Origin of the sequence: Tepidimonas alkaliphilus, from assembly GCF_007556595.1 — a bacterium.
GTDB lineage: Bacteria > Pseudomonadota > Gammaproteobacteria > Burkholderiales > Burkholderiaceae_C > Tepidimonas > Tepidimonas alkaliphila.
Map to the genome: position 1 here is coordinate 48,504 of NZ_VJNB01000012.1, position 23,065 is coordinate 71,568.

Annotated in this window: 28 protein-coding genes; 5 read left to right on the forward strand and 23 right to left on the reverse strand. The window is 67.6% G+C overall.

Translation table 11 applies throughout. From position 1 onward, the window contains the following. Window positions 1-13: 13 nt before the first annotated feature. Entirely contained in the window at window positions 14-241 is a 228-nt protein-coding gene (locus Talka_RS10455) for a zinc-finger domain-containing protein (RefSeq protein WP_143891267.1), read from the reverse strand. 24 nt (window positions 242-265) lie between these two features. Further along, window positions 266-1,201, reverse strand: coding sequence for a branched-chain amino acid transaminase (locus Talka_RS10460; RefSeq protein WP_143891268.1), 936 nt, complete (start codon window positions 1,199-1,201; stop codon window positions 266-268). A 206-nt stretch (window positions 1,202-1,407) separates the two neighbouring features. On the opposite strand from Talka_RS10460, the gene Talka_RS10465 reads away from it, so the two are divergent. Next, on the forward strand, window positions 1,408-2,145 hold the full coding sequence (locus tag Talka_RS10465; RefSeq protein ID WP_143891269.1) for a hypothetical protein: 738 nt from the start codon (window positions 1,408-1,410) through the stop codon (window positions 2,143-2,145). A gap of 24 nt (window positions 2,146-2,169) precedes the next feature. Here Talka_RS10465 and Talka_RS10470 read toward each other — a convergent pair whose 3' ends face one another. Genes Talka_RS10470 through Talka_RS10495 form a run of 6 tightly spaced genes read right to left on the reverse strand, consistent with a single transcriptional unit; the run spans window position 2,170 to window position 7,820 of the window. Beyond that, complete coding sequence (locus Talka_RS10470; protein WP_143891270.1) at window positions 2,170-3,267, reverse strand: protein-glutamate methylesterase/protein-glutamine glutaminase; 1,098 nt, start codon at window positions 3,265-3,267, stop codon at window positions 2,170-2,172. Between the two features lie 21 nt (window positions 3,268-3,288). Beyond that, on the reverse strand, window positions 3,289-3,924 hold the full coding sequence (cheD, locus tag Talka_RS10475; RefSeq protein WP_143891271.1) for a chemoreceptor glutamine deamidase CheD: 636 nt from the start codon (window positions 3,922-3,924) through the stop codon (window positions 3,289-3,291). Next, a complete protein-coding gene (locus tag Talka_RS10480; protein WP_143891272.1) occupies window positions 3,921-4,757 on the reverse strand; it encodes a CheR family methyltransferase in 837 nt (278 codons plus the stop codon). Before Talka_RS10480 ends, cheD begins: the two co-directional genes overlap by 4 nt. Continuing rightward, on the reverse strand, window positions 4,754-7,036 hold the full coding sequence (locus tag Talka_RS10485; RefSeq protein WP_143891273.1) for a chemotaxis protein CheA: 2,283 nt from the start codon (window positions 7,034-7,036) through the stop codon (window positions 4,754-4,756). Before Talka_RS10485 ends, Talka_RS10480 begins: the two co-directional genes overlap by 4 nt. 33 nt (window positions 7,037-7,069) lie before the next feature. Beyond that, window positions 7,070-7,432, reverse strand: coding sequence for a response regulator (locus Talka_RS10490; RefSeq protein WP_143891274.1), 363 nt, complete (start codon window positions 7,430-7,432; stop codon window positions 7,070-7,072). Window positions 7,433-7,463: 31 nt separating this feature from the next. Then, window positions 7,464-7,820, reverse strand: a complete 357-nt coding sequence (locus Talka_RS10495) for a hypothetical protein (RefSeq protein ID WP_246100663.1) — start codon at window positions 7,818-7,820, stop codon at window positions 7,464-7,466. A gap of 269 nt (window positions 7,821-8,089) precedes the next feature. Between Talka_RS10495 and Talka_RS10500 the strand changes: the two genes are divergently transcribed. Beyond that, window positions 8,090-9,199 (forward strand): ATP-binding response regulator, encoded by a 1,110-nt coding sequence (locus Talka_RS10500; protein ID WP_246100660.1) that lies wholly within the window; start codon window positions 8,090-8,092, stop codon window positions 9,197-9,199. A 4-nt stretch (window positions 9,200-9,203) separates the two neighbouring features. Beyond that, window positions 9,204-9,833 carry a response regulator gene (locus Talka_RS10505; protein ID WP_143891275.1) on the forward strand — a complete coding sequence of 210 codons (630 nt, stop codon included), beginning with the start codon at window positions 9,204-9,206 and terminating at the stop codon, window positions 9,831-9,833. Between the two features lie 18 nt (window positions 9,834-9,851). On the opposite strand, the gene fliR is transcribed toward Talka_RS10505, so the two are convergent. From fliR to fliF, 13 genes are all read right to left on the reverse strand, one after another. Continuing rightward, on the reverse strand, window positions 9,852-10,619 hold the full coding sequence (fliR, locus tag Talka_RS10510; protein WP_143891276.1) for a flagellar biosynthetic protein FliR: 768 nt from the start codon (window positions 10,617-10,619) through the stop codon (window positions 9,852-9,854). 28 nt (window positions 10,620-10,647) lie between these two features. After that, window positions 10,648-10,917, reverse strand: coding sequence for a flagellar biosynthesis protein FliQ (gene fliQ, locus Talka_RS10515; protein WP_143891277.1), 270 nt, complete (start codon window positions 10,915-10,917; stop codon window positions 10,648-10,650). Between the two features lie 22 nt (window positions 10,918-10,939). Further along, on the reverse strand, window positions 10,940-11,725 hold the full coding sequence (fliP, locus tag Talka_RS10520) for a flagellar type III secretion system pore protein FliP (protein ID WP_143891278.1): 786 nt from the start codon (window positions 11,723-11,725) through the stop codon (window positions 10,940-10,942). Further along, complete coding sequence (locus Talka_RS10525; protein WP_143891279.1) at window positions 11,722-12,084, reverse strand: FliO/MopB family protein; 363 nt, start codon at window positions 12,082-12,084, stop codon at window positions 11,722-11,724. The genes fliP and Talka_RS10525 overlap by 4 nt, the downstream gene beginning before the upstream one ends. Before the next feature lie 7 nt (window positions 12,085-12,091). After that, the gene (fliN, locus tag Talka_RS10530) at window positions 12,092-12,538 is read right to left on the reverse strand and encodes a flagellar motor switch protein FliN (protein ID WP_143891280.1); all 447 of its coding nucleotides are present in this window, start codon (window positions 12,536-12,538) and stop codon (window positions 12,092-12,094) included. Beyond that, entirely contained in the window at window positions 12,528-13,541 is a 1,014-nt protein-coding gene (gene fliM, locus Talka_RS10535; protein WP_143891281.1) for a flagellar motor switch protein FliM, read from the reverse strand. The genes fliN and fliM overlap by 11 nt, the downstream gene beginning before the upstream one ends. 39 nt (window positions 13,542-13,580) lie before the next feature. Further along, window positions 13,581-14,108 (reverse strand): flagellar basal body-associated FliL family protein, encoded by a 528-nt coding sequence (locus tag Talka_RS10540; protein WP_143891282.1) that lies wholly within the window; start codon window positions 14,106-14,108, stop codon window positions 13,581-13,583. A 142-nt stretch (window positions 14,109-14,250) separates the two neighbouring features. Then, on the reverse strand, window positions 14,251-15,456 hold the full coding sequence (locus Talka_RS10545; RefSeq protein ID WP_185970136.1) for a flagellar hook-length control protein FliK: 1,206 nt from the start codon (window positions 15,454-15,456) through the stop codon (window positions 14,251-14,253). A gap of 13 nt (window positions 15,457-15,469) precedes the next feature. After that, window positions 15,470-15,922: a flagellar export protein FliJ gene (gene fliJ, locus Talka_RS10550; RefSeq protein ID WP_143891284.1), complete on the reverse strand. Its 453-nt coding sequence runs from the start codon at window positions 15,920-15,922 to the stop codon at window positions 15,470-15,472. Further along, window positions 15,919-17,367 (reverse strand): flagellar protein export ATPase FliI, encoded by a 1,449-nt coding sequence (gene fliI / locus Talka_RS10555; protein ID WP_143891285.1) that lies wholly within the window; start codon window positions 17,365-17,367, stop codon window positions 15,919-15,921. Before fliI ends, fliJ begins: the two co-directional genes overlap by 4 nt. Then, entirely contained in the window at window positions 17,360-18,094 is a 735-nt protein-coding gene (locus Talka_RS10560) for a FliH/SctL family protein (protein WP_143891286.1), read from the reverse strand. The genes fliI and Talka_RS10560 overlap by 8 nt, the downstream gene beginning before the upstream one ends. Beyond that, complete coding sequence (fliG, locus tag Talka_RS10565) at window positions 18,081-19,082, reverse strand: flagellar motor switch protein FliG (protein ID WP_143891287.1); 1,002 nt, start codon at window positions 19,080-19,082, stop codon at window positions 18,081-18,083. Before fliG ends, Talka_RS10560 begins: the two co-directional genes overlap by 14 nt. 30 nt (window positions 19,083-19,112) lie before the next feature. Next, on the reverse strand, window positions 19,113-20,840 hold the full coding sequence (gene fliF / locus Talka_RS10570; protein ID WP_143891288.1) for a flagellar basal-body MS-ring/collar protein FliF: 1,728 nt from the start codon (window positions 20,838-20,840) through the stop codon (window positions 19,113-19,115). A 166-nt stretch (window positions 20,841-21,006) separates the two neighbouring features. Here fliF and fliE point away from each other — a divergent pair, with 166 nt between their 5' ends. Then, window positions 21,007-21,390, forward strand: a complete 384-nt coding sequence (fliE, locus tag Talka_RS10575; RefSeq protein WP_143891289.1) for a flagellar hook-basal body complex protein FliE — start codon at window positions 21,007-21,009, stop codon at window positions 21,388-21,390. A gap of 16 nt (window positions 21,391-21,406) precedes the next feature. Here the strand turns inward: fliE and Talka_RS10580 are convergent, their stop codons facing one another. Both Talka_RS10580 and fliS read right to left on the reverse strand, forming a co-directional pair. After that, window positions 21,407-21,721 (reverse strand): flagellar protein FliT, encoded by a 315-nt coding sequence (locus tag Talka_RS10580; RefSeq protein WP_143891290.1) that lies wholly within the window; start codon window positions 21,719-21,721, stop codon window positions 21,407-21,409. 25 nt (window positions 21,722-21,746) lie between these two features. Then, the gene (gene fliS / locus Talka_RS10585; RefSeq protein WP_143891291.1) at window positions 21,747-22,139 is read right to left on the reverse strand and encodes a flagellar export chaperone FliS; all 393 of its coding nucleotides are present in this window, start codon (window positions 22,137-22,139) and stop codon (window positions 21,747-21,749) included. 274 nt (window positions 22,140-22,413) lie between these two features. Between fliS and Talka_RS10590 the strand changes: the two genes are divergently transcribed. Then, window positions 22,414-23,065 (forward strand): AAA family ATPase (locus tag Talka_RS10590; protein ID WP_143891292.1); only part of this gene is annotated, 652 nt, incomplete at its 3' end.

Sequence of the window (23,065 nt, forward strand, 5' to 3'; positions counted from 1 at the left end):
GCGCCGCGGCGGCTCAATGGCTCCGTCCAGAAGCGCCCGCGGCCTCGCACAGCCGATACACCGTCCCGCAGTACGGACACTGCGCCTCCCCGGTCTTGCTGACGTCGAGAAAGACGCGCGGGTGGCTGTTCCAAAGCTCCATGCCGGCCTTGGGGTGGGGGCAGTGGATGCCGCCATGGGCGTTGAGGTCGCTGGCGGTCAGCTCAACGACCGCGGGGGCGTGCGTGGCGGTGGCGCTCATGGTGACCAAGGTGGAAAAAAGACCTCACACCGGCGTAAGCCAGTGGGCGTACTTCGGGTTGCGGCCGTTGACGATGTCGAAGAAGGCGCTCTGGATGCGCTCGGTGACGGGGCCGCGCTGGCCGGCGCCGATCTGGATGCGGTCGAGTTCGCGGATCGGTGTCACCTCGGCGGCGGTGCCGGTGAAGAAGGCCTCGTCGGCGATGTAGACCTCGTCGCGCGTGATGCGTTTCTGCACCACTTCCAGACCCAGATCTTTGGCGATGTGCAGCACGGTGTTGCGCGTGATGCCGTTGAGCGCGCCGGCTGAAAGATCCGGCGTGTAAATCACGCCGTTCTTGACGATGAAGAGGTTCTCGCCGGCGCCTTCAGAGACGAAGCCGGCCGGATCCAGCAGCAGCGCCTCGTCGTAGCCGTCGTCGGTGGCCTCCATGTTGGCCAGGATGGAGTTGGTGTAGTTGGACACCGTCTTGGCCTGCGTCATCGTGATGTTGACGTGGTGGCGCGTGTAGCTGGAGGTCTTGACGCGGATGCCGCGCTTCATGCCCTCTTCGCCCAGGTAGGCGCCCCACGCCCAGGCCGCCACCATCAGGTGCACGCGGTTACCCTTGGGGCTGACGCCGAGCTTTTCCGACCCGATCCAGGTCAGCGGGCGAATGTAGCCGCTTTCCAGCCCGTTGGCGCGGATGACGGCGCGCTGCGCCTCGTTGACCTCCTCCATGCTGAAGGGGATCTTCATGCGCAGGATCTTGGCGCTGTTGAACAGGCGCTCGGTGTGCTCCTGCAGACGGAAGATCGCCGTGCCGCGCTCGGTCTTGTAGGCGCGCACCCCCTCGAAGGCGCCGCAGCCGTAGTGCAGCGTGTGCGTCAGCACGTGCACCTTGGCGTCGCGCCAATCGACAAGTTCGCCGTCCATCCAGATCTTGCCGTCGCGGTCGTGCAGCGGGAGCGGGGGTGTCATGCGGAATCCTGAACGATGAGGATGGCGGCGTTTCAGCGCGGGCGCCGCGGAAGAACGTTGTCACCGAAACTAGCACCCGATTGTAGGCCAGGCTTAGCCCCAAAAAAGCCGCATCAGACCCTAAAGTCGGGCTCAAGCCTGCCGATAACGCGGATGAGACCAGGGCGTGTGCCCCTTGGTTTGGTTTTGCAGCCGAGGATTGCGCCATGTTGACCCTCTCATCCATCTCTGTGGCCCCGTCGCCGCAACAAACGTCGCCAGTGGTGCGCGCGCAGCCGCTGCTGCCGGCTCGCGCCGGGCAGGCGGCGGTGCGCGAGGCGGTGGCGCCCGCTCAGGTCGCTCCGCAAGGGGATGCGGCGCGCGTGCAGGCGTCGGCGGCGCCCGTGCGCGCGCCGGTGCTGCCCGCCCAGGAAGCTCAGGCGGCGGACAGCCAGAGCAACGCCGCCGCGCCCGAGCGGGCAGGGCTGCCTCCGCCCACAGTGGCTCAGGGCGCGGTAGCGCGTGCGTTGCCAGAAAATCGCGATGCGGCTCCCCGGCAGGCCGACAGGGGCGTTTTCTCGGGCGATCCAAGCCGCGCCGCCGAAGCGTCCAACGCGCCAGCGTCCGATCCGCAACGGGCGGCGCGCGATGGGGGCGTGTCGTCGGAGGACGAGGCTGGCTTTCCGCCGGTCAAAAATCCGGCGTTGGAGGCATGGGATACCCAAATTAAAGAGCTGCTGCCCAACCTCTGGAAAGCCAGCCGGTTTGCGGTGGACATGGTGATTGGCGAGGAAGCCCGTCAAGCGGCTGCCGAGCGCGCGCAAAAGTTGGAAGAGCTGCATCGGCGGCTCAGCGCCCGTCCGCTGGCCAGCCTGCCCCCTGGCGAGCCGCAGCAAAGCTACGGCTCGGTGCTCAAATCGGCTCAGAGCGCGCCCCCCGCACCGCGCGTGGATCGGCTGATCTGAGCCGTCTTGCCCAGCCGACCCGCTTTAGATGCGATGCCGCACTCCGGCGACGGAGACGCGCTCCATGATGGCGCGCGCGATTTGCTTGAGCGGCAGCACCTCGTGCACCGCGCCGGCCTGGATGGCCATCTTCGGCATGCCGAAGACGACGCAGCTGGCCTCATCCTGCGCGATGTTGTAGGCGCCGGCGTCGCGCATCTCTTTCATCGCCTGCGCGCCGTCGCCGCCCATGCCGGTCAGCATCACGCCGATGGCGTTGGGGCCCAGCACCCGCGCGCAGGAGCGAAACAGCACCTCCACCGACGGCTTGTGCCGGTTGACCGGCGGTGAGTCGTCCACCACCGCGACGTAGTTGGCGCCGCTGCGCGCGATCGAGAACTGCTTGCCTCCGGGCGCGACGTAGGCGTGGCCGGGCAGGATGCGCTCGCCGTCGCGCGCCTCGGCCACGCGGATGCGGCACAGGCTGTCGAGCCGGGCGGCAAAGCTTGCCGTGAAGCCTGGCGGCATGTGCTGCGTGATGACCACCGCCGGCGCATCGGCCGGCAGCTCCATCAGAATTTCCTTGATCGCTTCGGTGCCGCCGGTGGAGGCGCCGATGCAGATGACCTTTTCGGTGGAGAGGCGAATCGGTGTGGGGGCAGCCGCAGCTGGCGCCGCAGGGCCGCTGGCGGCGCTGCCGCGCACGGCGGGCGTCGGCGGGGGGGCGGCCAAGCGGCGCACATGCGCCTTGGCAGCGATGCGGATTTTTTCAACAATGTCGTCGGCCAGCTCCTGCAGCCCGGCGCTGACCCCGATGCGCGGCTTGGCGACGAAGTCCACCGCGCCGAGCTCCAACGCTTTGAGGGTGGTTTCGGCCCCCTGCTCCGTAAGGGTGGAGACCATCACCACCGGCATCGGCCGCAGCCGCATCAGGCGTGCCAGAAACTCCAGCCCGTCCATCTTCGGCATTTCGACGTCAAGCGTGATGACGTCGGGGTTGCGCTCGCGGATGATTTCGCGCGCCTGCAGCGGGTCGGCGGCGGTGCCGACGCACTCCATGTCCGGCTGCCGATTGATGATCTCGGCCAGCAGGCTGCGCACCAGCGCCGAGTCATCGACCACGACCACCTTGATCTTCGCCATGGCGTGGAGGATAGCGGGGTTTCAGAACAAATCGACCGTGCCGCCGGCGCGCGCCTGCGCCAGCCGCGCGGCGGTGCCCTGGCGCTCCTGCTGCTCCAACACATCCGGATGCGCATGCGCCAGCCGTTTGACCATCGCTTTGCCGGTGACGGGGAAAAACACCACCTTGCGAGGGTAGATGTCCATCACGTCTTTGGATACCACCGGGATGCGCTCGGTGGCCAGGTAGTCGAGCACGAACTGGGTGTTGCGCTCGCCGACGTTCATCGTGGTCATGCCGGCGATCACCGCGCCGCCGCCGAATACCTTGGCCTGCATGTATTCGCGCGTGGAGCCGCGCTTGATCAGCTCGTTGATCAGCAGCTCCATCGCATACGAGCCATAGCGCCCGGACGTATCAGCGCCGCCTTCCGGCAGCATGAAGTGGTTCATGCCGCCGATGCGCAGCCGTGAATCCCAAATACAGGCCGCGATACAGGAGCCGAGCACCGTCATGATGATGATGTCTTCATCCGAGACGTAGTATTCGCCCGGCAGCACCTTGGCGGCGGCGTAGCGAAAGTGCTGGTCGAAGAAGAAGAACGACGCCTCGCCAGGCTTGCGGGGGCGGGATTTGAGCACCTGCACGTGCGCGGGTGAATGCACGGACGACGTCATAATCTTTCGTAAATGGTTTTGCCGCGCAGGCGAAACAGGTCGCGCACGTCGGAGAAATTCTCCGCGTGGCCGACAAACAGCGTGCCATGGGGCTTGAGCACGCGGTGGATGCGCGCCAGCACCTTGCGCTGCGTCGCATGATCGAAATAAATCATGACATTGCGGCAGAACACGACGTCAAACGTTTCCTGCAGCGGCCAGTGCTCGTCGATCAGGTTCAGCGTGAGGAACTGCAGGTGGCGCTGCAACTCCGGCTTGACGCGCGCCAGCCCTTCGTTGGCGCCCTTGCCGCGCAAAAAATAGCGGCGCAGTTGCTCCGGCGACAGCGGCTTGAGCTGCTCGAGCTTATAAATGCCGCGCTGAGCGACCTGCAGCACGCGCGTGTCGATGTCGCTGGCCCAGATGCGGAAGCGCCCGCCTACGCCCAGTGCATCGGCCATCGTGATGGCGATCGAATACGGTTCCTCGCCGGTGGAGGCGGCGCTGCACCAGATTTTCCATTCTTGCGCGGGCTGCTCGCGCACCAGCCGCGCGAGCTCGACAAAATGGTGCTGTTCTCGGAAAAAAGAGGTCAGGTTGGTGGTCAGCGCGTTGATGAATTCTTGCCACTCTGTCGGATCACGGCTGCTTTCCAGCCAGTCCAAGTAGGCGCGAAAGCTGTCGTGGCCGGTTTCGCGCAGCCGCCGCGCAATGCGGCTGTAGACCATGGCCTGCTTGCCTTCGTGCAAGCTGATGCCGGCGTGCCGGTAGATCAACTGGCGGATGCGCTCGAAGTCGGCCGGCGTCCACGCGAACTCGCGCGCCTGCAGCTGGGCGACGGCCTCCGGCTTCATGTGCGCACGCGCCGCACCAGGGCCGAGGTGTCCAGGATCAGCGAGACGCTGCCGTCGCCCAAGATGGTGGCGCCCGAAACGTTGGGTACTTTGCGGTAGTTGGCCTCCAGGTTCTTGATGACGACCTGCTGTTGTCCCAGCAGCTCATCGACCATCAAGGCCACGCGCGCCCCGTCGGACTCGATCACCACCATGATGCCGTTGGCGCCGTCGTGGCTCTTGCGCGGCACCTGAAACAGCTCATCCAGCGCGATCACCGGCATGTATTCATCGCGCACCTTAACCAGCTGGGCGCTTTGCGCCACGGTGTTGATGCTGGTCGATTCGACTTGGAACGACTCCACCACCGACGACAGCGGCAGGATATAGACCTCATCGGCCACGCGCACCGTCATGCCGTCCATGATGGCCAGCGTCAGCGGCAGCCGCACCTTGACGCTCATGCCGTAGCCCTCGGCGGAGTCAAGCTCCACCGTGCCGCCCAGCGCGGCGATGTTTTTCTTGACCACGTCCATGCCGACGCCGCGGCCCGACACGTCGGTGACGACCTCGGCGGTGGAGAAGCCCGGCGCGAAGATCAGCTGCCAGACTTCCTGATCGCTCATGTCGTCGGAGCAGGGAATGCCTTTCTCGCGCGCTTTGCGCAGCAGTTTTTCGCGCGACAGACCGCGGCCGTCGTCGCGCACTTCAATCAGAATCGAGCCGCCCTGGTGCGCCGCCGACAGCGTGATCGTGCCCACTTCGGGCTTGCCCTTGGCGATGCGCTCCGCGGGCGGCTCGATGCCGTGGTCGCAGCTGTTGCGCACCAAGTGCGTCAGCGGATCGGTGATTTTTTCGATCAGGCCCTTGTCGAGCTCGGTGGCCTCGCCGTGCGTGACCAGCTCCACTTTTTTTCCCAGCTTGGTGGCCAGATCGCGCAGCATGCGCGGGAAGCGGCTGAAGACGACCGACATCGGAATCATGCGGATCGACATCACCGATTCCTGCAAGTCGCGCGTGTTGCGTTCCAGATCCGCCAGGCCCGCCAGCAGCTGTTGGTGCAGCGTGGCGTCGAGGTTGCGGCTGTACTGCGCCAGCATGGCTTGCGTGATGACGAGCTCGCCCACCTGGTTGATGAGCTGGTCAATCTTGCTGACCGACACCCGCAGCGTGGTGGTTTCCAGCTGCGCGCTGGCGGCCTGGCGCGCCTGCTTGGCCGCCTCGCGCGCGCGTGCATCGGCGCTGGCTGCCGCTGAGCTGGGCTGGCCAGCCTGACCGGCGTGCGCCATGGCTGCCTGAGCCTCCGCTTGCAGCGCGGCGGCGTGCTCAGCCGGCGTGACCGGGTTGCCCGGGGCCCCTGAAAACAACCCGTAGCCGTGCACCTCATCCGGCGCAGGGGCCAACGCGCCGCTGGCATCCGGTCGCATGCCGGCCACCGGGCTGCCCGGCGCGCCAGCAAACAGGCCGTAGCCCTCTTCGATCACGTCGCGGCTGTGTTCGGGCGCCTCGCGCCGCGCTTCGGCAGGGGCCGCTGGCGCGGCGCCGCCGTCGAGCGGCTCCAGGCGGATCTGCTCGCGCGCGACGTGGAACGAGAACAGGTCGAGCAGCTCGTCGTCGCTGCTGGAGGTGTCGATTTCGTAGATGCGCAGCTGGCCTTCGGTGCGCTCGGCCAAAATGGCGCCCAGGCCGGCGATGTCGCGGAACAAATCCTTGATTGGATCGGCCAATTCCAACCGATCCAAGGGGCCGATCACCGCGCGCAGCCGCCGCGGCGCGCCGGGCGGGCTGGCGGCGGGCATGCCGCCAGCGGCCAGAGGCGTGGGCGTGGGTTCTGGGGCCGGCGCCGGCGCGGGCGATGGGGGCGTCGCTGGCGCCGGCGACGCAGCCGGCGCAGCCTCGCCGCTGGCCAGCGCGCGGATGCGCGCCACCAGGCCGGAGGTTTCCGGCGGCTCGCCGCCCAACCCCTGGTGGCGCGCCAGCAGGCCCTTGAGCGCGTCGCTGGACTCCAGCAGCACGTCCACCATCGGCGCGGTCGGCTTGAGCTCGTGGCGGCGCAGCTTGTCCAGCAGCGACTCCATCTGGTGCGTCAGCTCGGCCACGTCCTCAAAGCCAAACGTGGCCGCGCCGCCCTTGATCGAGTGCGCGCAGCGGAAGATGGCGTTGAGCGTCTCATCATCGACCGTCTCCACATCGAGGTTGAGCAGCAGCTGCTCCATGTGCTCGAGGTTTTCCCCAGCCTCCTCGAAGAAGATCTGGTAGAACTGGGTCAGGTCGAAGCCGTCGGTGGCGGTGTCAGCCATGATCGTGCTGCCGAGGATGAGGGTTGACGAGGCTTAACGGATCACCTTGCGGATGACCTCGATGAGCCGGTTGGGGTCGAAGGGCTTGACCAGCCAGCCCGTGGCCCCAGCGGCGCGGCCAGCCTGCTTCATTTGGTCGCTGGATTCGGTGGTCAGAATCAGAATGGGCGTTTGCGCATACGCCGGCTGCTCGCGCAGCTTGCGCACCAGCCCGATGCCGTCCAGCCGCGGCATGTTCTGGTCGGTCAACACCAGGTCGAAGCGTTGCTTTTGGGCTTTCTCAAAGGCATCGATGCCGTCCACCGCTTCGACCACCTGAAACCCTGCCCCCACCAAAGTGAACGAAACCATCTTGCGCATGGAGGCGGAGTCATCGACGGCCAGAATCGTGTGCATGGTGAGCCAACCTTTTCGGGGAAGATGCTTCTTAAAACAGTTCAACGGAGCCGGCGTCCATCTCGCTTTGCGTAACCGGATTGGGTCGCTGCGGCAGGTGCGTGACCACCACGCCAACTTCGTCTTCTTCGGGTTCCATGACCTGCTCGGCCAGCATGTAGGCGCAGCCGCGCAGCACTTTGCCGACATGCGCCAGCAGCTGGGTGGACATATCGTGAAATTGCAGCTCCAGCAGCGCCAGCCGCACCGCGTCGCGCAACTCGGCCACCGTGGCGGGCGCCGTGTCGGCTGGCAACGCGTCGGCGGCGGCCACGGCGCGGTTGAGCCGATCGAGCAGGTTGTTGGTGGCGTGGTCCAGCAGGCCCTCCAGACGCTTGAGGTCGTTCATCGCCACCAGCAGCGAATCCTGCAAGTCGGCCACCGCCGCCAGCCGAATCGGCACGGTCGGCTCGTTGTCATCCGGCGCGGGCGAACGGGGCTGCACCAGGGAAGTCTCCTCCTGGGGCCAACGTTGCGAGGCGGGCGCAGAAGACGGATCCGAAGCTTCCATGATGGTGTGGAGGCGGACGCGAACCGCCTGTGTGCACGGTTCCCAAATATACTGGCTCCGTGCGCGCTGCGGTATGGCAAGCGTGGCGCGAATGCATCGATGTCACCGTGAACGTGCTCGGTTTGGCCCCGTTGCGCTTGCTGCATCTGGAAGACAACCCCGTGGATCACGGGCTGTTGCGGCGCGCGCTGCGCCGCGCCGAGCTGGAGGCCGAGGTGACTTTGGTGGAGACGCTGGCGGCCTTCCAGCAGGCGCTGGCCGATCCGGCCGCGTTCGACGCCGTGCTGGCGGACTACCACCTGGCGGGCTTTTCGGGGCTGGACGCGTGGGCGTGGATGCGGCAGCAGGGCATCGAGCTGCCGTTCATCCTCGTCTCCGGCGCCATCGGCGAGGCCACGGTGGCCGACGCCATGGTGCGGGGGGTGAGCGACTATGTGGACAAGCAGCACCTCGGGCGGCTGCCGCATGTGTTGCAGCGCGCGCTGGAGCTGCACGCCACGCGCCGCCGCGAGGCCGAGGCCGCGCGGGCGCTGACCGAATCGCGCCAGCGGCTGCTGGAGCTGACCGAGCACCTGCAGACCAGCATCGACCGCGAGCGCGCCGACATCGCGCGCGAGATCCACGATGACATCGGCGGCGCGCTGGCGGCGGTCAAGCTCGACCTGGCGTGGCTGCAGCGCCGCCTCAGCGACGCCGAGGAGCTGGCGCACGTGGCCTCGGCGCTGGCGATGGTCGAGCAGGCGCTGGGCGCCAGCCAGCGCATCATGCGCAACCTGCGCCCGGCCGTGCTGGATCAGGGGCTGATGGCGGCGCTGCAGTGGCTGACGCGCACCTTTGCCGAGCGCACCGGGCTGGAGGTGACGCTGCACGGAGCGCTGCGCAGCGCGGCCCTGCCAGCGCGCGTGGAGATGGCGGCCTACCGCACCGTGCAGGAGGCGCTGACCAATGTGCTCAAGCACGCGCAGGCCAGCCGCGTGCGGGTGGAGGTCAGCGACCTGGAGGAGCACCTGACGATCGAGATCGCCGACGATGGCCGCGGCGCCGCGCCCGAAGAGTTGCGCAAGGAGCGCTCGTTCGGCCTGCTGGGCTTGCGCGAGCGCGCGCAGTCCGTTGGCGGCTGGCTCGATATCGTCACTGCGCCGGGGCAGGGCATGACGCTGATCCTGTCCGTTCCCTTGAGCGAGGCAGCGCGCCACGCTGCCGTCGAGGAGGAGTGAGCCGATGATCCGAGTGGTGTTGTGCGACGACCACGCCGTGGTGCGCCGCGGCATCCGCGACACGCTGCAAGAGGCCACCGACATCCGCGTCGTGGCCGAAGCTGGCAGCTACCCCGAGCTGCGCGAGGCGCTGCGGCGCGAGCAGCCCGACGTGCTGGTGCTGGACGTCGATCTGCCTGGCCGCAGCGGGCTGGAGGTGCTATCGGTGTTGCAGAGCGAGGGCAGCCCGGTGCGCACGCTGATGGTCAGCATGTACCCGGAAGACCAATACGCGATCCGCTGCCTGCGCGCCGGCGCCATGGGCTACCTCAACAAGGGCGGCGACCCGCAGGCGCTGGTGGCTGCGGTGCGCACGGTGGCGCAAGGGCGCAAATACATCACGCCGGAGATCGCCGAGCTGCTGGCCAACCATCTGCAGTCGCCCGAGGGCGGCGAGCCGCACGACGCGCTGTCGCAGCGCGAGCTGCAGACGCTGAAGATGATCGCCTCCGGCAAGAAGCTGTCGCAGATTGCCGAGGCGCTGATGATCAGCCCCAAGACCGTCAGCGTCTATCGTGCGCGCGTGCTGGAAAAACTGGGGCTGTCGAACAACGCCGAGCTGACCGTCTATGCGATTCGCAACAAGCTGGTGTAGGCGCCGCCGGCTGCGCCATCAGCCGATGCCGTAGAGGGCGGCCAGCCGCTGCATCAGCTGGCGCACCGGCTCGGCCAGCAGCGGCAGGGTGGCGGTGATGCCGACCAGCCCCACCGACAGCGTCAGCGGAAAGCCGATCGCGAACACGTTCATCTGCGGTGCGATGCGCGAGATGATGCCCAGCACCACGTTGACGAACAGCAGCAGCACCACCAGCGGCAGCGCGATCCACAGCCCGTAGCCGAACACCAGCCCGCCGAGCTCGTGCAGCGGCATGCGGCGCAGCGCCACCCACGCGCCGTCGCCCACCGGCAGCGTGGCAAAGCTTGCCGCCACCGCCTGGATCAGCAGCAGGTGGCCGTTGAGCACGATGAACAGCAGCATCACCGCGTTGCCGTAGAAGCGCCCGACGGTGCTGGCCTGCCCGCCGGTGGCGGGGTCGAAAAAGCCAGCGAAGTTAAGCCCCATCTGCAAGCCGATGATCTCGCCGGCCATCTCCACCGCGGCGAAGACGATGCGCGCGGCCAGCCCGATGGAAAGGCCGATCGCCAGCTGCTGCGCCACCGCGCCCAACGCCCGCGGGTCGTTGAGCGACAGCGTCGGCGGCTCGGGCAGCGCCGGCTGGATGCACACCGCGATGACCAGCGCCAGCCCGATGCGCGTGCGCATCGGCACCGAGCGCGCCGAAAACACCGGCGCGGCGGACAGCACGCCGAGGATGCGCAGGAACGGCCAGAACACCGGTGCCAGCCACGCCATCAGCTGCGCTTCGGTGAACGTGACCATCGCCGCTGGGCCAGCAGGGCGGGGCGGATCAGACCGCGTAGCTTGGCAGCGCCAGCAGCACGCGGCGGATGAACTCCACCAGCGTCGTCAGCATCCACGGCCCCGCCAACACCAGCACCGCCACCGCCGCCACGAGCTTGGGCACGAACGACAGCGTGGCCTCGTTGATCTGCGTCAGCGCCTGGAACAGGCTGATCAGCAAGCCCACCCCCAGCACCGCGCCGAGCACCGGTGCCGAAACCGCCAGCATCGTGAACATCGCCTGTTGCGCCAGTGTCAGGACGGCCTGCGGATCCATGGGGGGCCTCGCGTTCTCGGGGTCAGGGGGTGGGCAGGAAGCTCGCCGCCAGCGAGCCGATCAGCAGGTTCCAGCCGTCGGCCAGCACGAACAGCATCAGCTTGAACGGCAGCGCCACCAGCACCGGCGACAGCATCATCATGCCCAGCGACATCAGCACGCTGGCCACGATCAAGTCGATCACCAAAAACGGGATGAAGATCATGAAGCCAATCTGAAACGCCGTTTTCAACTCGCTGATGACGAAGGCCGGCACCAGCACGCGCAGCGGCGCCTCGTCCACCGTGGTGCCGGGCGGCAGCTTGGCCAGGTTGGCAAACAACTGAAAGTCTGCTTGGCGCGTCTGCGTCTTCATGAACGCGCGCATCGGCGCTTCGGCAGCGGCCACCGCCTGCTCGAAGCTGGCGCGACCCTCGACGTAGGGTTTGTAGGCGTCTTCATAGACGCGATCGAGCGTCGGGCCCATGATGAACAGCGTCAGGAACAGCGACAGGCCGATCAACACCTGGTTCGGCGGCGACGCCTGCGTGCCCAGCGCCTGGCGCAGCAGCGACAGCACGATGATGACGCGCGTAAACGCCGTCATCATCAGGAGCACCGCCGGCAGGAACGACAGCGCCGTGAAGAACAGCAGCGTCTGAATCGGCACCGAGTAACTCGTGCCCTGCGGACCCTGCGCGATAACAAGCGGCAGCTGCCCGGGCGGCGTGGCGGTCTGCGCCGCGGCGATGGTCGTTGTCAGCAGCAGCGCGGCCAGCGCCGCGCCACGCGCCCCTATCCGGTTGCCGAGACCTCGGCGGGACGTCATGGCTGAGGCTCCCGCCGCGCGTCGGCGTCGGCCGGCGCGCGCACCACCTCGGCGTAGCGCGGCGTGGCGGCCCCCGGCGCGGCTGACGTGCGGCCAAGCGGCGCCACATGCAGCGTGCGCACGTGCTGCGGCGTGACGCCTAGCGTCAGCTGCACCGCGCCGGCTGGGCCGTCCAGTTCCACCACCACCACGCGCTGCTGCGGGCCGACCATCAGCTGCGAGGTCACGCGCAACGAAGCCCCGCCACCGCTCGAGGCCAGCTGCCGCCGACGCAGCCACTGCACGCCCCACGCCAGCGCCGCCAGCGTCGCCAGCAACGCCAATGCGGGCAGCCATGCCGTCCAGTCGGTGGCGACCATGGGGCTCTCAGTGGTGCTTGCTCAGCCGGCGCAGCCGCTCCGACGGGGTGACGATGTCGGTCAAGCGGATGCCGAACTTTTCGTTGACGACCACCACCTCGCCTTGGGCGATCAGGTAGCCGTTGACCAGCACATCCATCGGCTCGCCGGCCAGCGCGTCGAGCTCGACGATGGAACCCTGGGCCAACTGCAGGATGTATTTGATCGGCACCCGCGTGCGGCCCAACTCCACCGACAGCGTGACCGGGATGTCCAGCACCATGCTGATGTCGTTTTGAGCCGCCGGCGCCGGTGGCGCTTGGTCAAAACTGGGCGCGCCGCTGAAGGGATCCTCTGGGTTCGAAGCCGAACTGGCAGCCGCCTGCTCCTGCAGGGCTTGGGCCCATTCGTCGGCCAGCGCCTGCTCATCCACCGGGGCAGGGGCGGGCTGCTGCGGCTCATTCTCATTTGTCATAGCTCATTCCTCCGTGGGCGTGCCAGCTGGTGTCGGAGCTGCGCAACACGCGCACCACTTTCAACGCGTATTTACCATTGTGCGTGCCGTATTCGCACTCCAGCACCGGCACCCCGCCCACCTTGGCCTGAATGATGCGCTGGCGTTCCAGCTCGATGAAGTCGCCGGGCTTCATCGCCAGCAGCTGTTCGACGGTGGCGTCGGCGGTGGCCAGCTCGGCCACCAACTCAACCTCAGCCGCTTGAATTTCTTGGCTCAGCAGCTTGACCCAGCGCCGATCCACCTCCATCGAGTCGCCCTGCGTGTTGGAATACAGCAGGTCGCGGATCGGCTCCAGCGTCGAATACGGAATGCAGATGTGCAGCGAGCCGCTGATGTCGCCGATTTCCAGCGCAAAGCTGGTGGATACCACGATTTCGCTCGGCGTGGCGATGTTGGCAAATTGCGGCTGCATTTCGGAGCGCTGGTAAGCCAGCTCCAGTGGGTAGATGCCTTTCCAGGCCTTTTTGTATTCTTCGGCCACGACATCCACCAGCCGGTTGATGACGCGCTGCTCGGTCGGCGAAAAGTCGCGTCCCTCGATGCGGGTGTGAAATTTGCCGGTACCGCCAAACAGGCTGTCGATGACGCCAAACAGCAGCGTCGGCTCGCACACCACCAGCCCGCTGCCGCGCAGCGGGCGCACCGCCATGATATTGAAGTTGGTCGGCACCACCAGGTCACGCAAAAACATGCTGTATTTCTGCACCTGCACCGGGCCGACCGAAATCTCGGGGCTGCGGCGGATGAAGTTGAACAGGCCGACGCGCAGGTTGCGGGCGAAACGCTCGTTGATGACCTCCATCGTGGGCATGCGCCCACGCACGATGCGCTCCTGCCGCGAAAGATCGTATTGGCGGATGCCGCCGGTCTGAACCTCTTCTTTGGCCAGCTTTTGGCTTTCGCCGGTGACGCCCTCCAGCAGGGCGTCAATTTCGTCCTGAGACAGGAATGCGTCGCTCATGGCTTGACCCTCCGCTGCGCGTGCGCAACTGGCATGCCATCACTGCACGATGATGCTGGAAAACAGCACCGCTTCCACCGGGCTGTAGCCTTTGTAGGGCTCCATGTCAGCGGTTTTTTGCACGAGCTCCAGAATTTCGGCGGCGAGCTTTTCCTTGCCTTCGGCGCTGAGCAGCTCATCAGCCGTACGCCGTGAAATGGCCATCAGAATGCCGCTGCGAATGGCCGGCATGAATTTTTTAACTTCTTCGGCGGTTTTGGCGTCTTCCACCTGCAAGGTGATGCCCACCTGCGCGTAGCGGGTCACGCCGGGGTCGGCCAGGTTAACCACCACCGCTTCGAGCGGCATGAAGGTCGGCGGGGTGGCGGCGTCTTTTTTCTTGGGTTTGGGTTTTTCAGCTTTGGCGGCCGGCGCTTCCCCATCGCCTTCCTCAGGATTGGAGGATTTCAGCATGAACGCTACGCCAGCGCCAATAGCGGCCAGCGCCACCACCACGATAGCGATGATGAGCAGCTTCTTGCTTTTGGGGGGGGCGGGCTCTGTGCCAGGTGCTTCGGCTTTGGCCATGGTGTCAGGACCCCTATGTGACGACGGTGAGGGACACGCGCCTCACCGTCAAAGTCAAGTTTGAAGCTATTTTGGCACGGAAGACTTGCGATGGAGGTCAGCCTGTGCGATCCAAGCGGTCCGATTTCACAACCTCGGCGAGTTAGGCATACACATCCACAGCGCCTCGCGCCAAGACTCCGCTGGCAACCCGCGTGGCCGCGGCAGCGGGCTCTGTCGGGACCTGAACGCTCCAACGCCGACCGGAGCGCGCCGAGCCCTCGGAGCCTCCATCGCTCTGGCCGCGCGCGCCCACATCCAGCTGACCCAGCGCCAAACCCGCGCGGGCCAACGCCTCGGCCAACGCTTGCGGGGCTTGGGCCTGAATAAGCTGTCGGGCTGCCGCATCATCGGTTCGGAAGGCCAGATGAGCCACGCCTTGTTCGACCTTCACTTCAACGGCGAGCGGATCGTCGCCCGCTGCGTCAAATGTCAGGCTGGCGTGGTGGCTCTGACCCGCCTGCCACATGGTGACCTGAGCGCTCAGGGTTTCCAGCGTTTGGCGCACCGCCAACTGCAAATGCTCGCCAAACGTTGGAGCGGTCAGAGAAGCGCTCCCCGGCGCGGCGGGGCGAGCGGCCCCCGAGGCATGTCCTGCGCCTGCATCATGCTGCGGTGCGGTGCCGCTGTAGGACGTTTCCAGCCGTGCGAAGGTGGTCGTGTCAGAGGAGCGCAGGGTTAGCGTCGGATGACTCGACGTGGGGTCGCTGCGCGAGGCAGCTGCAAGCCCAAGCGGGCTGCGCTCACTGTTGTGATGCAAACCATTTGTGAGCTCGCGCTGCGCGGTCGATTCGATATCGGCGAGGGGCTGCGTGTCGCCACGCCCCGGTGCATTGGGGCGCGCATTTTTGTCGCGTGCCTTCGAAATTCGACCAGGGCCGACTCGCAGCGGGTCGGCGGAGCTTGCGTCCTGGCCCTGCAGCGCAGGATGGATGCGCTGTTCGGCTTCGAGCGGCGCTGCAGGGGTTCCCACAAGTCCTTGGGAGCCAATGGAGAGCCCCGTCCCTTCGCCTTGAGTTTCAGTGCTGGCAGGCTGCGCCGACCCGGGCGGTTGAAGCGCCCATGCCAGAAGGGCGTTCCAGGAAGCATCCCCGCTAAGAGGGTCTTGATCTCGGGATGAGCCCCGGGAGGGTTGGCCGTTCGATCCTTCGCTGGCAGCAGCCTCGCTGCCGTCGAGGGTTTGCCAATCGGTTAGCAACAGCGCAAACAGGTCAGCCGGCTGCTTGACCGATTCCCCGGCAGATGGCCTCGATGGCGTCGTGAGAGCGGTTGGGGTTTGGGGTTGGGCTGCGGATTGCACAGTGCTCATCGGGCATCCTCCTTCACGGGGTGGGGTGGTGCTGGCGGCGGTGCTGCTGCAGCGCCATCTCATCGTTGGCCTTCTGTTCTTGGCGCGCCTGATGCTGCTGCCACTGCTGCGCGCGGCGCGCTTGCAGCCGCTTCAGCGTGGCCAGCGCCCGCTCGGCCTCGAGCAGCTGCGCCTCGCAGCGGGCGATGCGCTGCGCCTGTTGCTCCAGCGTCTGCCGCTGCACCTGGGTGGCGTGCTCCAGCCGCGCCATGAAGTGGCGATGCGTGGCCAGCAGCGTCGGGCTGACGCCGCCGCGCGCGCGCTCGATCCAGCGCGCCTCGGCCTCGCGCGCGTAGGCGTGCAGCTGCTCCAGCTGCTGCTCGCCCTGCTGGCGTTCGCGCCGGGCCTGGGCCAGGGCGGTCAGCGCATCGTCGCGCTGGCGCTGGCGCAGCTCCAGCAGCACGGCGAGGTCGGCCGCTCGCTTCATGCGCGGCCTCCGGTGCCGGCCAGCAGCTCGGCCAGCTGGCGCACGCTGGCGTCGAACGGCGCGCCCTCGCGCATATCCTGCTGCAGCAGCGCCGCCATGCCGGGGTGCAGCTGGATCGCCAGATCGGTGTCGGGGTCGCTGCCGGGCACGTAGGCGCCGAGCTGGATCAGGTCGCGGCTCTTCTGGTAGCGCGACCACAGCTGGCGGAAGCGCCGCGCCAGCGCCCAGTGCTCGGCGCTGACGACGTTGTGCATCACGCGCGAGGCCGACGCCTCGATGTCGATCGCCGGGTACAGGCCACCGTCGGCCAGCGCGCGCGACAGCACGATGTGGCCGTCCAGGATTGCGCGCGCCGCATCGGCGATCGGGTCCTGCTGGTCGTCGCCTTCCGACAGCACGGTGTAGAAGGCGGTGATCGAGCCGCCGCCCTCCGGGCCGTTGCCGGAGCGCTCCACCAGCTGCGGCAGGCGGGCGAAGGCGCTGGGCGGGTAGCCCTTGGTGGCCGGCGGCTCGCCGATGGCCAGCGCGATCTCGCGCTGCGCCATCGCGTAGCGCGTCAGCGAGTCCATCAGCAGCAGCACGTGGCGGCCCTGGTCGCGGAAGTGCTCGGCGATCGCGGTGGCGTAGTGCGCGCCCTGCAGCCGCACCAGCGGCGGGGCGTCGGCCGGGGCGGCCACCACGACGGCGCGGTCGCGGTCACGCGCGGCCAGGATGTCTTCGATGAATTCCTTGACTTCGCGGCCGCGCTCGCCGATCAGGCCGACGACGATGACGTCGGCGGCGGTGAAGCGCGCCATCATGCCCAGCAGCACGCTTTTTCCCACGCCGGAGCCGGCAAACAGCCCCAGGCGCTGGCCGCGCCCCACCGTCAGCAGCGCGTTGATCGCCCGCACGCCGGTGTCCAGCGGTTGGCGGATCGGCGCGCGCCGCATGGCGTTGATCGGCTGGGCTTGCATCGGCTCGGCGCGCACCGCGTGCAGCGGGCCCAGGCCGTCGAGCGGCTGGCCGTGCGCATCCACGACGCGGCCAAGCAGCCCATCCCCCAGCGGCAGGCGCAGCACACCGCGCTCATCGATCGGAGCGGAAAGCGCCTCGTCCTCTGCGCCCCAACGCAGCGTGGGGCGAAACGGCGGCAGTGGCCGCACGATCGCCCCGGGCGCCAGCCCGCCGGTCGGCCCAGCCGGCATCAGGAAGGCGCGCTCGCCGGCAAAGCCCACCACCTCGGCCAGCACCGGCTCGCCGGCGTCCGATGCCAGCGCGTCGGCGTGCGGCGTGATGACGCACTGGCTGCCCACCGGCGCCTGCAGCCCGCGCGCCTCCAGCACCAGGCCCGCCATGCGCGTCAGCCGCCCGCCGCGGTCCAACGGCAGCGGCCGCTGCACCAGCGTGCGCGCGGCGTGCAGGAAGCGCTGCCAGCGCTCGTGGACGGCGTCGAGCTCAGCCATCGGCGGTCTCCCTCGTGGCCGCGGCTTGCGGCTGCCACGGCTCGCTGCGGCCCAGCGCCGCCAGCGCCCGCGCCCAGCGCCGCTCGATCGTGGCGTCCACCACCCCCAGCGGCGAATCCAGTACGCAGCCACCGGGGCTCACGCGCGCATCGGCCAGCGCCTGCACGCGTCGCCCGGCCAGCAGCTCCTCCAGCTTGGGCTGCAGCACCGCCAGGTCGTCCGGATGCAGCCGCAGCGTGGCCGGCTGGGCTTCCTCGCCCAGCTCGCCCAGCGCCTCGGCCACCACGGCGCGCAGCGGCTCCAGCGGCTGCGCCAGCTCGCGGCGCACCACTTGTCGCGCCAGGTCGCAGGCCAGCGCCAACAGTTCGTCAGCCACCCGGGCGCGCAAGTCGTCCAGCTCCGCTTCCACGTCGGTCAGCAGGGCGGCCAGCCGCCGCGCCTGCTCCTCGGCCTGCGCGCGCAGGGGGGCCTCCAGCTTCTCGCGCATCTCCTGCGCGCCAGCCTGGCGGCCCTGCTCAAAGCCTTCGGTGTAGCCGCGCGCGCGGGCTTCGTCCAGCTGCTGTTGCGTGGCCGCTCGCAAGGCGCGCTCGCGCGCCTCGGCCTCGGCGCGCTGTGCAGCCAGCGTGGCTTCATCCACGGGCGCGAAGGTCCACGCCTGCACGGCCTGCACCTCCTCGCGCGGGATGAAGCGTTGGTAGGGATGGGACGCCCGGTTAGACGAAGGCATCGTCGCCGCCTCCACCCAGCACGATCTGGCCTTCGTCGGCCAGACGGCGCACGATCTTGAGAATTTCCTTCTGCTGCGCCTCCACCTCGGACAGCCGCACCGGGCCGCGCGATTCGAGGTCTTCTTTGAGCGCCTCGGCGGCGCGGCTGGACATGTTGGACAGGATTTTTTCGCGCAGCTCTTGCGAGGCGCCCTTGAGTGCCACCACCAGCTGATCCGACGACACCTCCTTGAGCACCATTTGCAGCGCCTTGTTGTCCAGCTTGAGCAGGTCCTCGAAGGTGAACATCTTGTCCATGATCTTTTGTGCCAGGTCCGGATCCTGCTCGCGGATGGATTCGATGACGCTGGCCTCCAGGCTGGCTCCCAGCAGGTTGATGATCTCGGCGGCGGTTTTGACCCCGCCCAGCGAGCTCTTGCGGATCTTGTCGCCGCCGGCCAGCACCTGGTACAGCGCCTCGTTGAGGTCTTTGAGCGCCGTGGGCTGGATGCCCTCCAGCGTGGCGATGCGCAGCATCACCTCGTTGCGCGTGCGCTCCGTGAAGTGCTTCAGGATGTTGGCGGCGTGATCCTGGTCCAGGTGCACCAGGATGGCGGCTAGGATCTGCGGGTGCTCGTTGCGCAGCAGCTCGGCCACCGACAGCGGGTCCATCCACTTCAGGCTCTCGATGCCGGAGACGTCGCCGCCCTGCAGGATGCGGTCGATCAGCAGCGCGGCCTTGTCCTCGCCGAGGGCGCGCTTGAGCACCGAGCGCACGTAGTTGTCGGTGTCCGACACCAGCAGGCTTTGCGACTGCGCCTCGCGGATGAAGCGGTCGATGACGGCGTTGACCTTCTCCTTCGGCACCGTGCGCATGCGCGCGATCGTCTCGCCCAGGCGCTGCACTTCCTTGGGCGAGAAGTGCTTAAAGACCTCGGCGGCCTCTTCCTCGCCGAGCGACATGAGGAAGATGGCCGCGTCCTGCAGTCCGTCGTCGCTTTCTGCCATCGCCGTGCACCCGTGCTCGCCGCGGGCCGGTCAGGCCGGCGCCCCCTCGCCGCTGATCCAGCCCTTGATGATGTTGGCCACCGCCACCGGGTTTTCGCGCGCCAGCCGCCGCGCGTCCTCCAGTTGGCGCTCTTCGGGGGTGGGCTCATTGTGCACCGGCTGCGGCAAACCGGGGCGTTCGACTTTTTCGGCCACCAGCGCTTCCAGCTGGCTGCCGGGGGCGGGTAGGGCGTCCGCTTCGGCTTTCGGCGCCGGCGGCGGCTGCATCATCTTCAGCGCTGGGCGCACCATCAACAGCCAGGTCAGCAGCGCCACCACCAGCAGCCCCGCCGGCGCGGCCAAGCTGCGCGCGGTGTCCACCACCGCCGCGTCGCGGTACCACGGCACCTCCACCGGCTCGGCCTTGGGTTGGTTGAACGGCGCGTTGACGACATTGACCGAGTCGCCGCGCTCGCCGTTGAAGCCGATGGCTTCGCGCACCAGCGCCTGAATCTGCTGCAACTGCTCCGGCGGCAGCGGCGCGGTGGTGACGTTGCCCTTTTTGTCGGTCACCGTGGTGTGGTTGATCACCACCGCGGCGCTGAGCCGCCGCACCGTGCCGGTGGCGTTGCGCGTCACCGACACCGTCTTGTCCACTTCGTAGTTGACCACTTGCTCGCGCCGGCTGCGCGTGTCGCCCACGCCGGCGGCGCCTTGGCCGACCACGCCCACCGGCGCCCCGGGGCCGTTGATCGGCGCCGTGGTGGCCCCTGGCGCGATGTTGGTGGCGGCCCCAGGAACGCCGGCAGGGCCGGTCAAGCCCGGGGTGTTTTCCTCGATCGTCTGCGAGCTGCGCACCGCCGCCGGCTCGTTGCCCTGGTTGGGCCGATGTTGCTCGGTGGTCGATTCGGTCTGCGAAAAATCCACGTCCGCGGTCACCGTGGCGCGCACGTTGTCGCGGCCGACCACCGGCTCCAGCAAATCCAAGATGCGCTGTTGATAGGTGCGCTCCAGCGTGCGGACATACTCCAACTGGCGCGAATCCGCCCCGCCGTCGCCCTCCGGTCGCTGCGACAGCAGCGTGCCGTTTTGGTCGATGACGCTGACCGCCTTGGGGTCGAGTTCCGGCACGGAGCTGGCCACCAGATGTACGATGCCGGCCACCTGCGTGCGATCCAGGCTGCGCCCGGGGTGCAGGGTCACCACCACGCTGGCCGAGGGCTTTTGCTGCTCGCGGAAAAAACCGTTCTGATTGGGCAAAGCCAGGTGCACGCGCGCGTCGGCCACCGAGCTCAGCGACAGAATCGTGCGCGTGAGCTCTCCTTCCAAGCTGCGCTGGAAGTTGACGCGTTCCTGAAATTGCGTCAAGCCGAACTTGCCCTGATCCATCAACTCATAGCCCACCACCGTGCCTTTGGGCAGGCCAAGGCTGGCCAGCTTCATGCGCACGTCGTTGACGCGGTCGGCCGGCACCAGGATTGCGTTGCCGCCGTCGGCGTGCTTATACGGCACGTTCATCTGCGACAGCTGGGCCAGGATGGCGCCGCCGTCCTTGTCCGACAGGTTGGCGTAGAGCACCCGGTAATCGGGCTTGTTGAGCGCGTAAAACGCCGCAGCCAGCAGCGCCAGCACCGCCAGCGCACCAGCCACCAGCGCCGCCTTGCGCCCAGTGGACAGGCGTTGCCATCCTGCCACCAGGGGCGACGGCGGCGCGGCTGCAGCCGCGCTTTCGGCGGGCAGGATATCCGGCTCGGTCAGGACAGGAGTGGTGGTTGCCATGGGCGCCATTATTCGCTTGGGCCCATGACAACCTAAAGCTGAAACAGACGGGTCTCGGCGGCGCTGTTTGCGCTTATGCAGCCCTGATCGGCAGCGCTACAGTGGCGTTGCGTGATGGCGACGGCAACCGCACCTGCGTCGTCGAAGTCCTAGAAGGATCGCTGCCATGGATTTGCGACTGCTGCCCTTAGCCAGCGCCGCCTTAAGCCCCGCCCAGGCTGCCGCCCTGCGCGCGGCGCAAAAAGCCCTGGCTGCCCAAGCGGCTGCGGGCGGCGCTGTCAGCGCAACGGGCGCGCAGACCGCCATCAAGCCTCAGGCGACGCCGCAGCCAGGCTTTGGCGAGGCGCTGCGCAGCGCGCTGCGGGAAGTCAGCGCCGCGCAACACCGCGCCAGCGAACTGCAAAACCGCGTGCAAATGGGCGACCGCAGCGCCAGCCTTGAGGAAACGATGGTGGCTATGCAAAAGGCTCAAATTGGCTTTCAGGCCGCGCTGCACGTGCGCAACCGCATGATGCAAGCCTACACCGACATCATGAACATGCAGGTTTGACGCCAGCCGACGCCATTCAATGCAGCAACACCGATCGGCTGCCCGGAGGCGTGCTTTCCCACACGTCCAGCCAAGGCTCGGCCAGCTCGCGGATGCGCGCGTCATGCCGCAAAATCGCCAACATGATGCGGTGCTTCTCGGCCCGCTCGGCGGGGCTGAGTTCGGCGCGCTGGCCGGCTTCGCGCAGCCGCTCGATCAGCAGCGCGCAGGCGCCTTCCAGCTCGGCTACGCGGTCCCAGTCGTCGGCCTCGGCGGCCTGCAGCATGCGCTCGCTGGCCTGCTCCAGCGCACGGTAATACTCCAACACATCCACGGGGGCTGGGTGGGTCATGGCAGGTTCCTCGTGCCGACAGCCGTCATTGCGGGCGGATCTGATTCCAGGCGTCCGCCACCGGAGCCAGCAAGCCGCGCACCTCTTCAATCCCTTTGGCGTCGTTGTGCAGGTTAGCCTGCGTCAGCCGCAGGATGCAATAATCATAAAGAGCATCCAGCCGCTCGGTCAGCTCGCCTCCTTTGGGATCCAACGCAGCGCGCAAGCCTTCGTCCAGCAAGCGCACCGCCTTGCTTAACGCAGCTGCCTTGGCTGGGATGTCGCCGCGCTCCAGCGCTCCCAAGGCGCTTAAGAGCGTTTGATCCACCCCCTCAAACAACATCGCGATCAGCTCGTGCGGGCTGGCCGCCGCGACGCGGCTGGCGGCGGCCTGGCGCAGATAGGCGTTGGCGGTGCGGGCGGCAGGGGCCGTGTACATGGCTTGACTCCGTGTCGTCATCGGTTGGTCTCTGCCAAGGTTATCGGACGCATTCAGCGAAGGTTGAGCGGCGCGGCGCAGCTTGGAATCCGGAAAACAAAGGGGTGTCGATGATATTGTTGCGGCTGTAGAGCAAGCGCTGGCCACACTGTAGCGCAGTTTGTGAAGGCGAGGGCAGGCCGCCCCACGTCGGGGGCTGTCATGGTTTACCTGGGCGCTCTCCCGACTGAATGGCCGCAGACCTTGGGTTTTTGATGAGGGGGCTCAACACCACGTGCCAGAAAAGCAATTCAACACCGCCGGCCCGAGCAAGGCAGACCTGCACTACGTGCTCGATCCGCTCGCCCGCATCGACTTGGAGGAGGTGCTGGGGCTGATCGAGGCGCAGCGCTACTTCGTGCTGCACGCCCCGCGCCAGACCGGCAAGACCACGGCGCTGCTGGCGTTGATGGAGCACCTCAACCGGCAGGGGCGTTACCGGGCGCTGTATGCCAACATCGAAACCGCGCAAGCCGCGCGGGGCCAGGTCGAGCGCGGGATTGAAGCCGCCTGCAGCGCCGTGGCGCGCAGCGCGGCGCTGTACCTGAAGGACGCAAGCCTGGACGACTGGCTGCTGCGCGGCGAAGGGCGCAGCACCGCGGCGGAGGAAAAGTTCTCCCGTCTGCTCGCCCACTGGAGCGCCGCCGACCCCGCCCGTCCCGCCGTGCTGCTGCTGGACGAAGTCGATGCGCTCATCGGCGACACGCTGATCTCCCTGCTGCGCCAGATCCGCGCCGGCTACGCGCAGCGGCCGATGGCCTTTCCGCAGACGGTGGTGCTGTGCGGCGTGCGCGACGTGCGCGACTACCGCATCCACAGCGGCGACGGCGAGATCATCACGGGCGGCAGCGCCTTCAACATCAAGGCCGCCTCGATCCGGCTGGGCA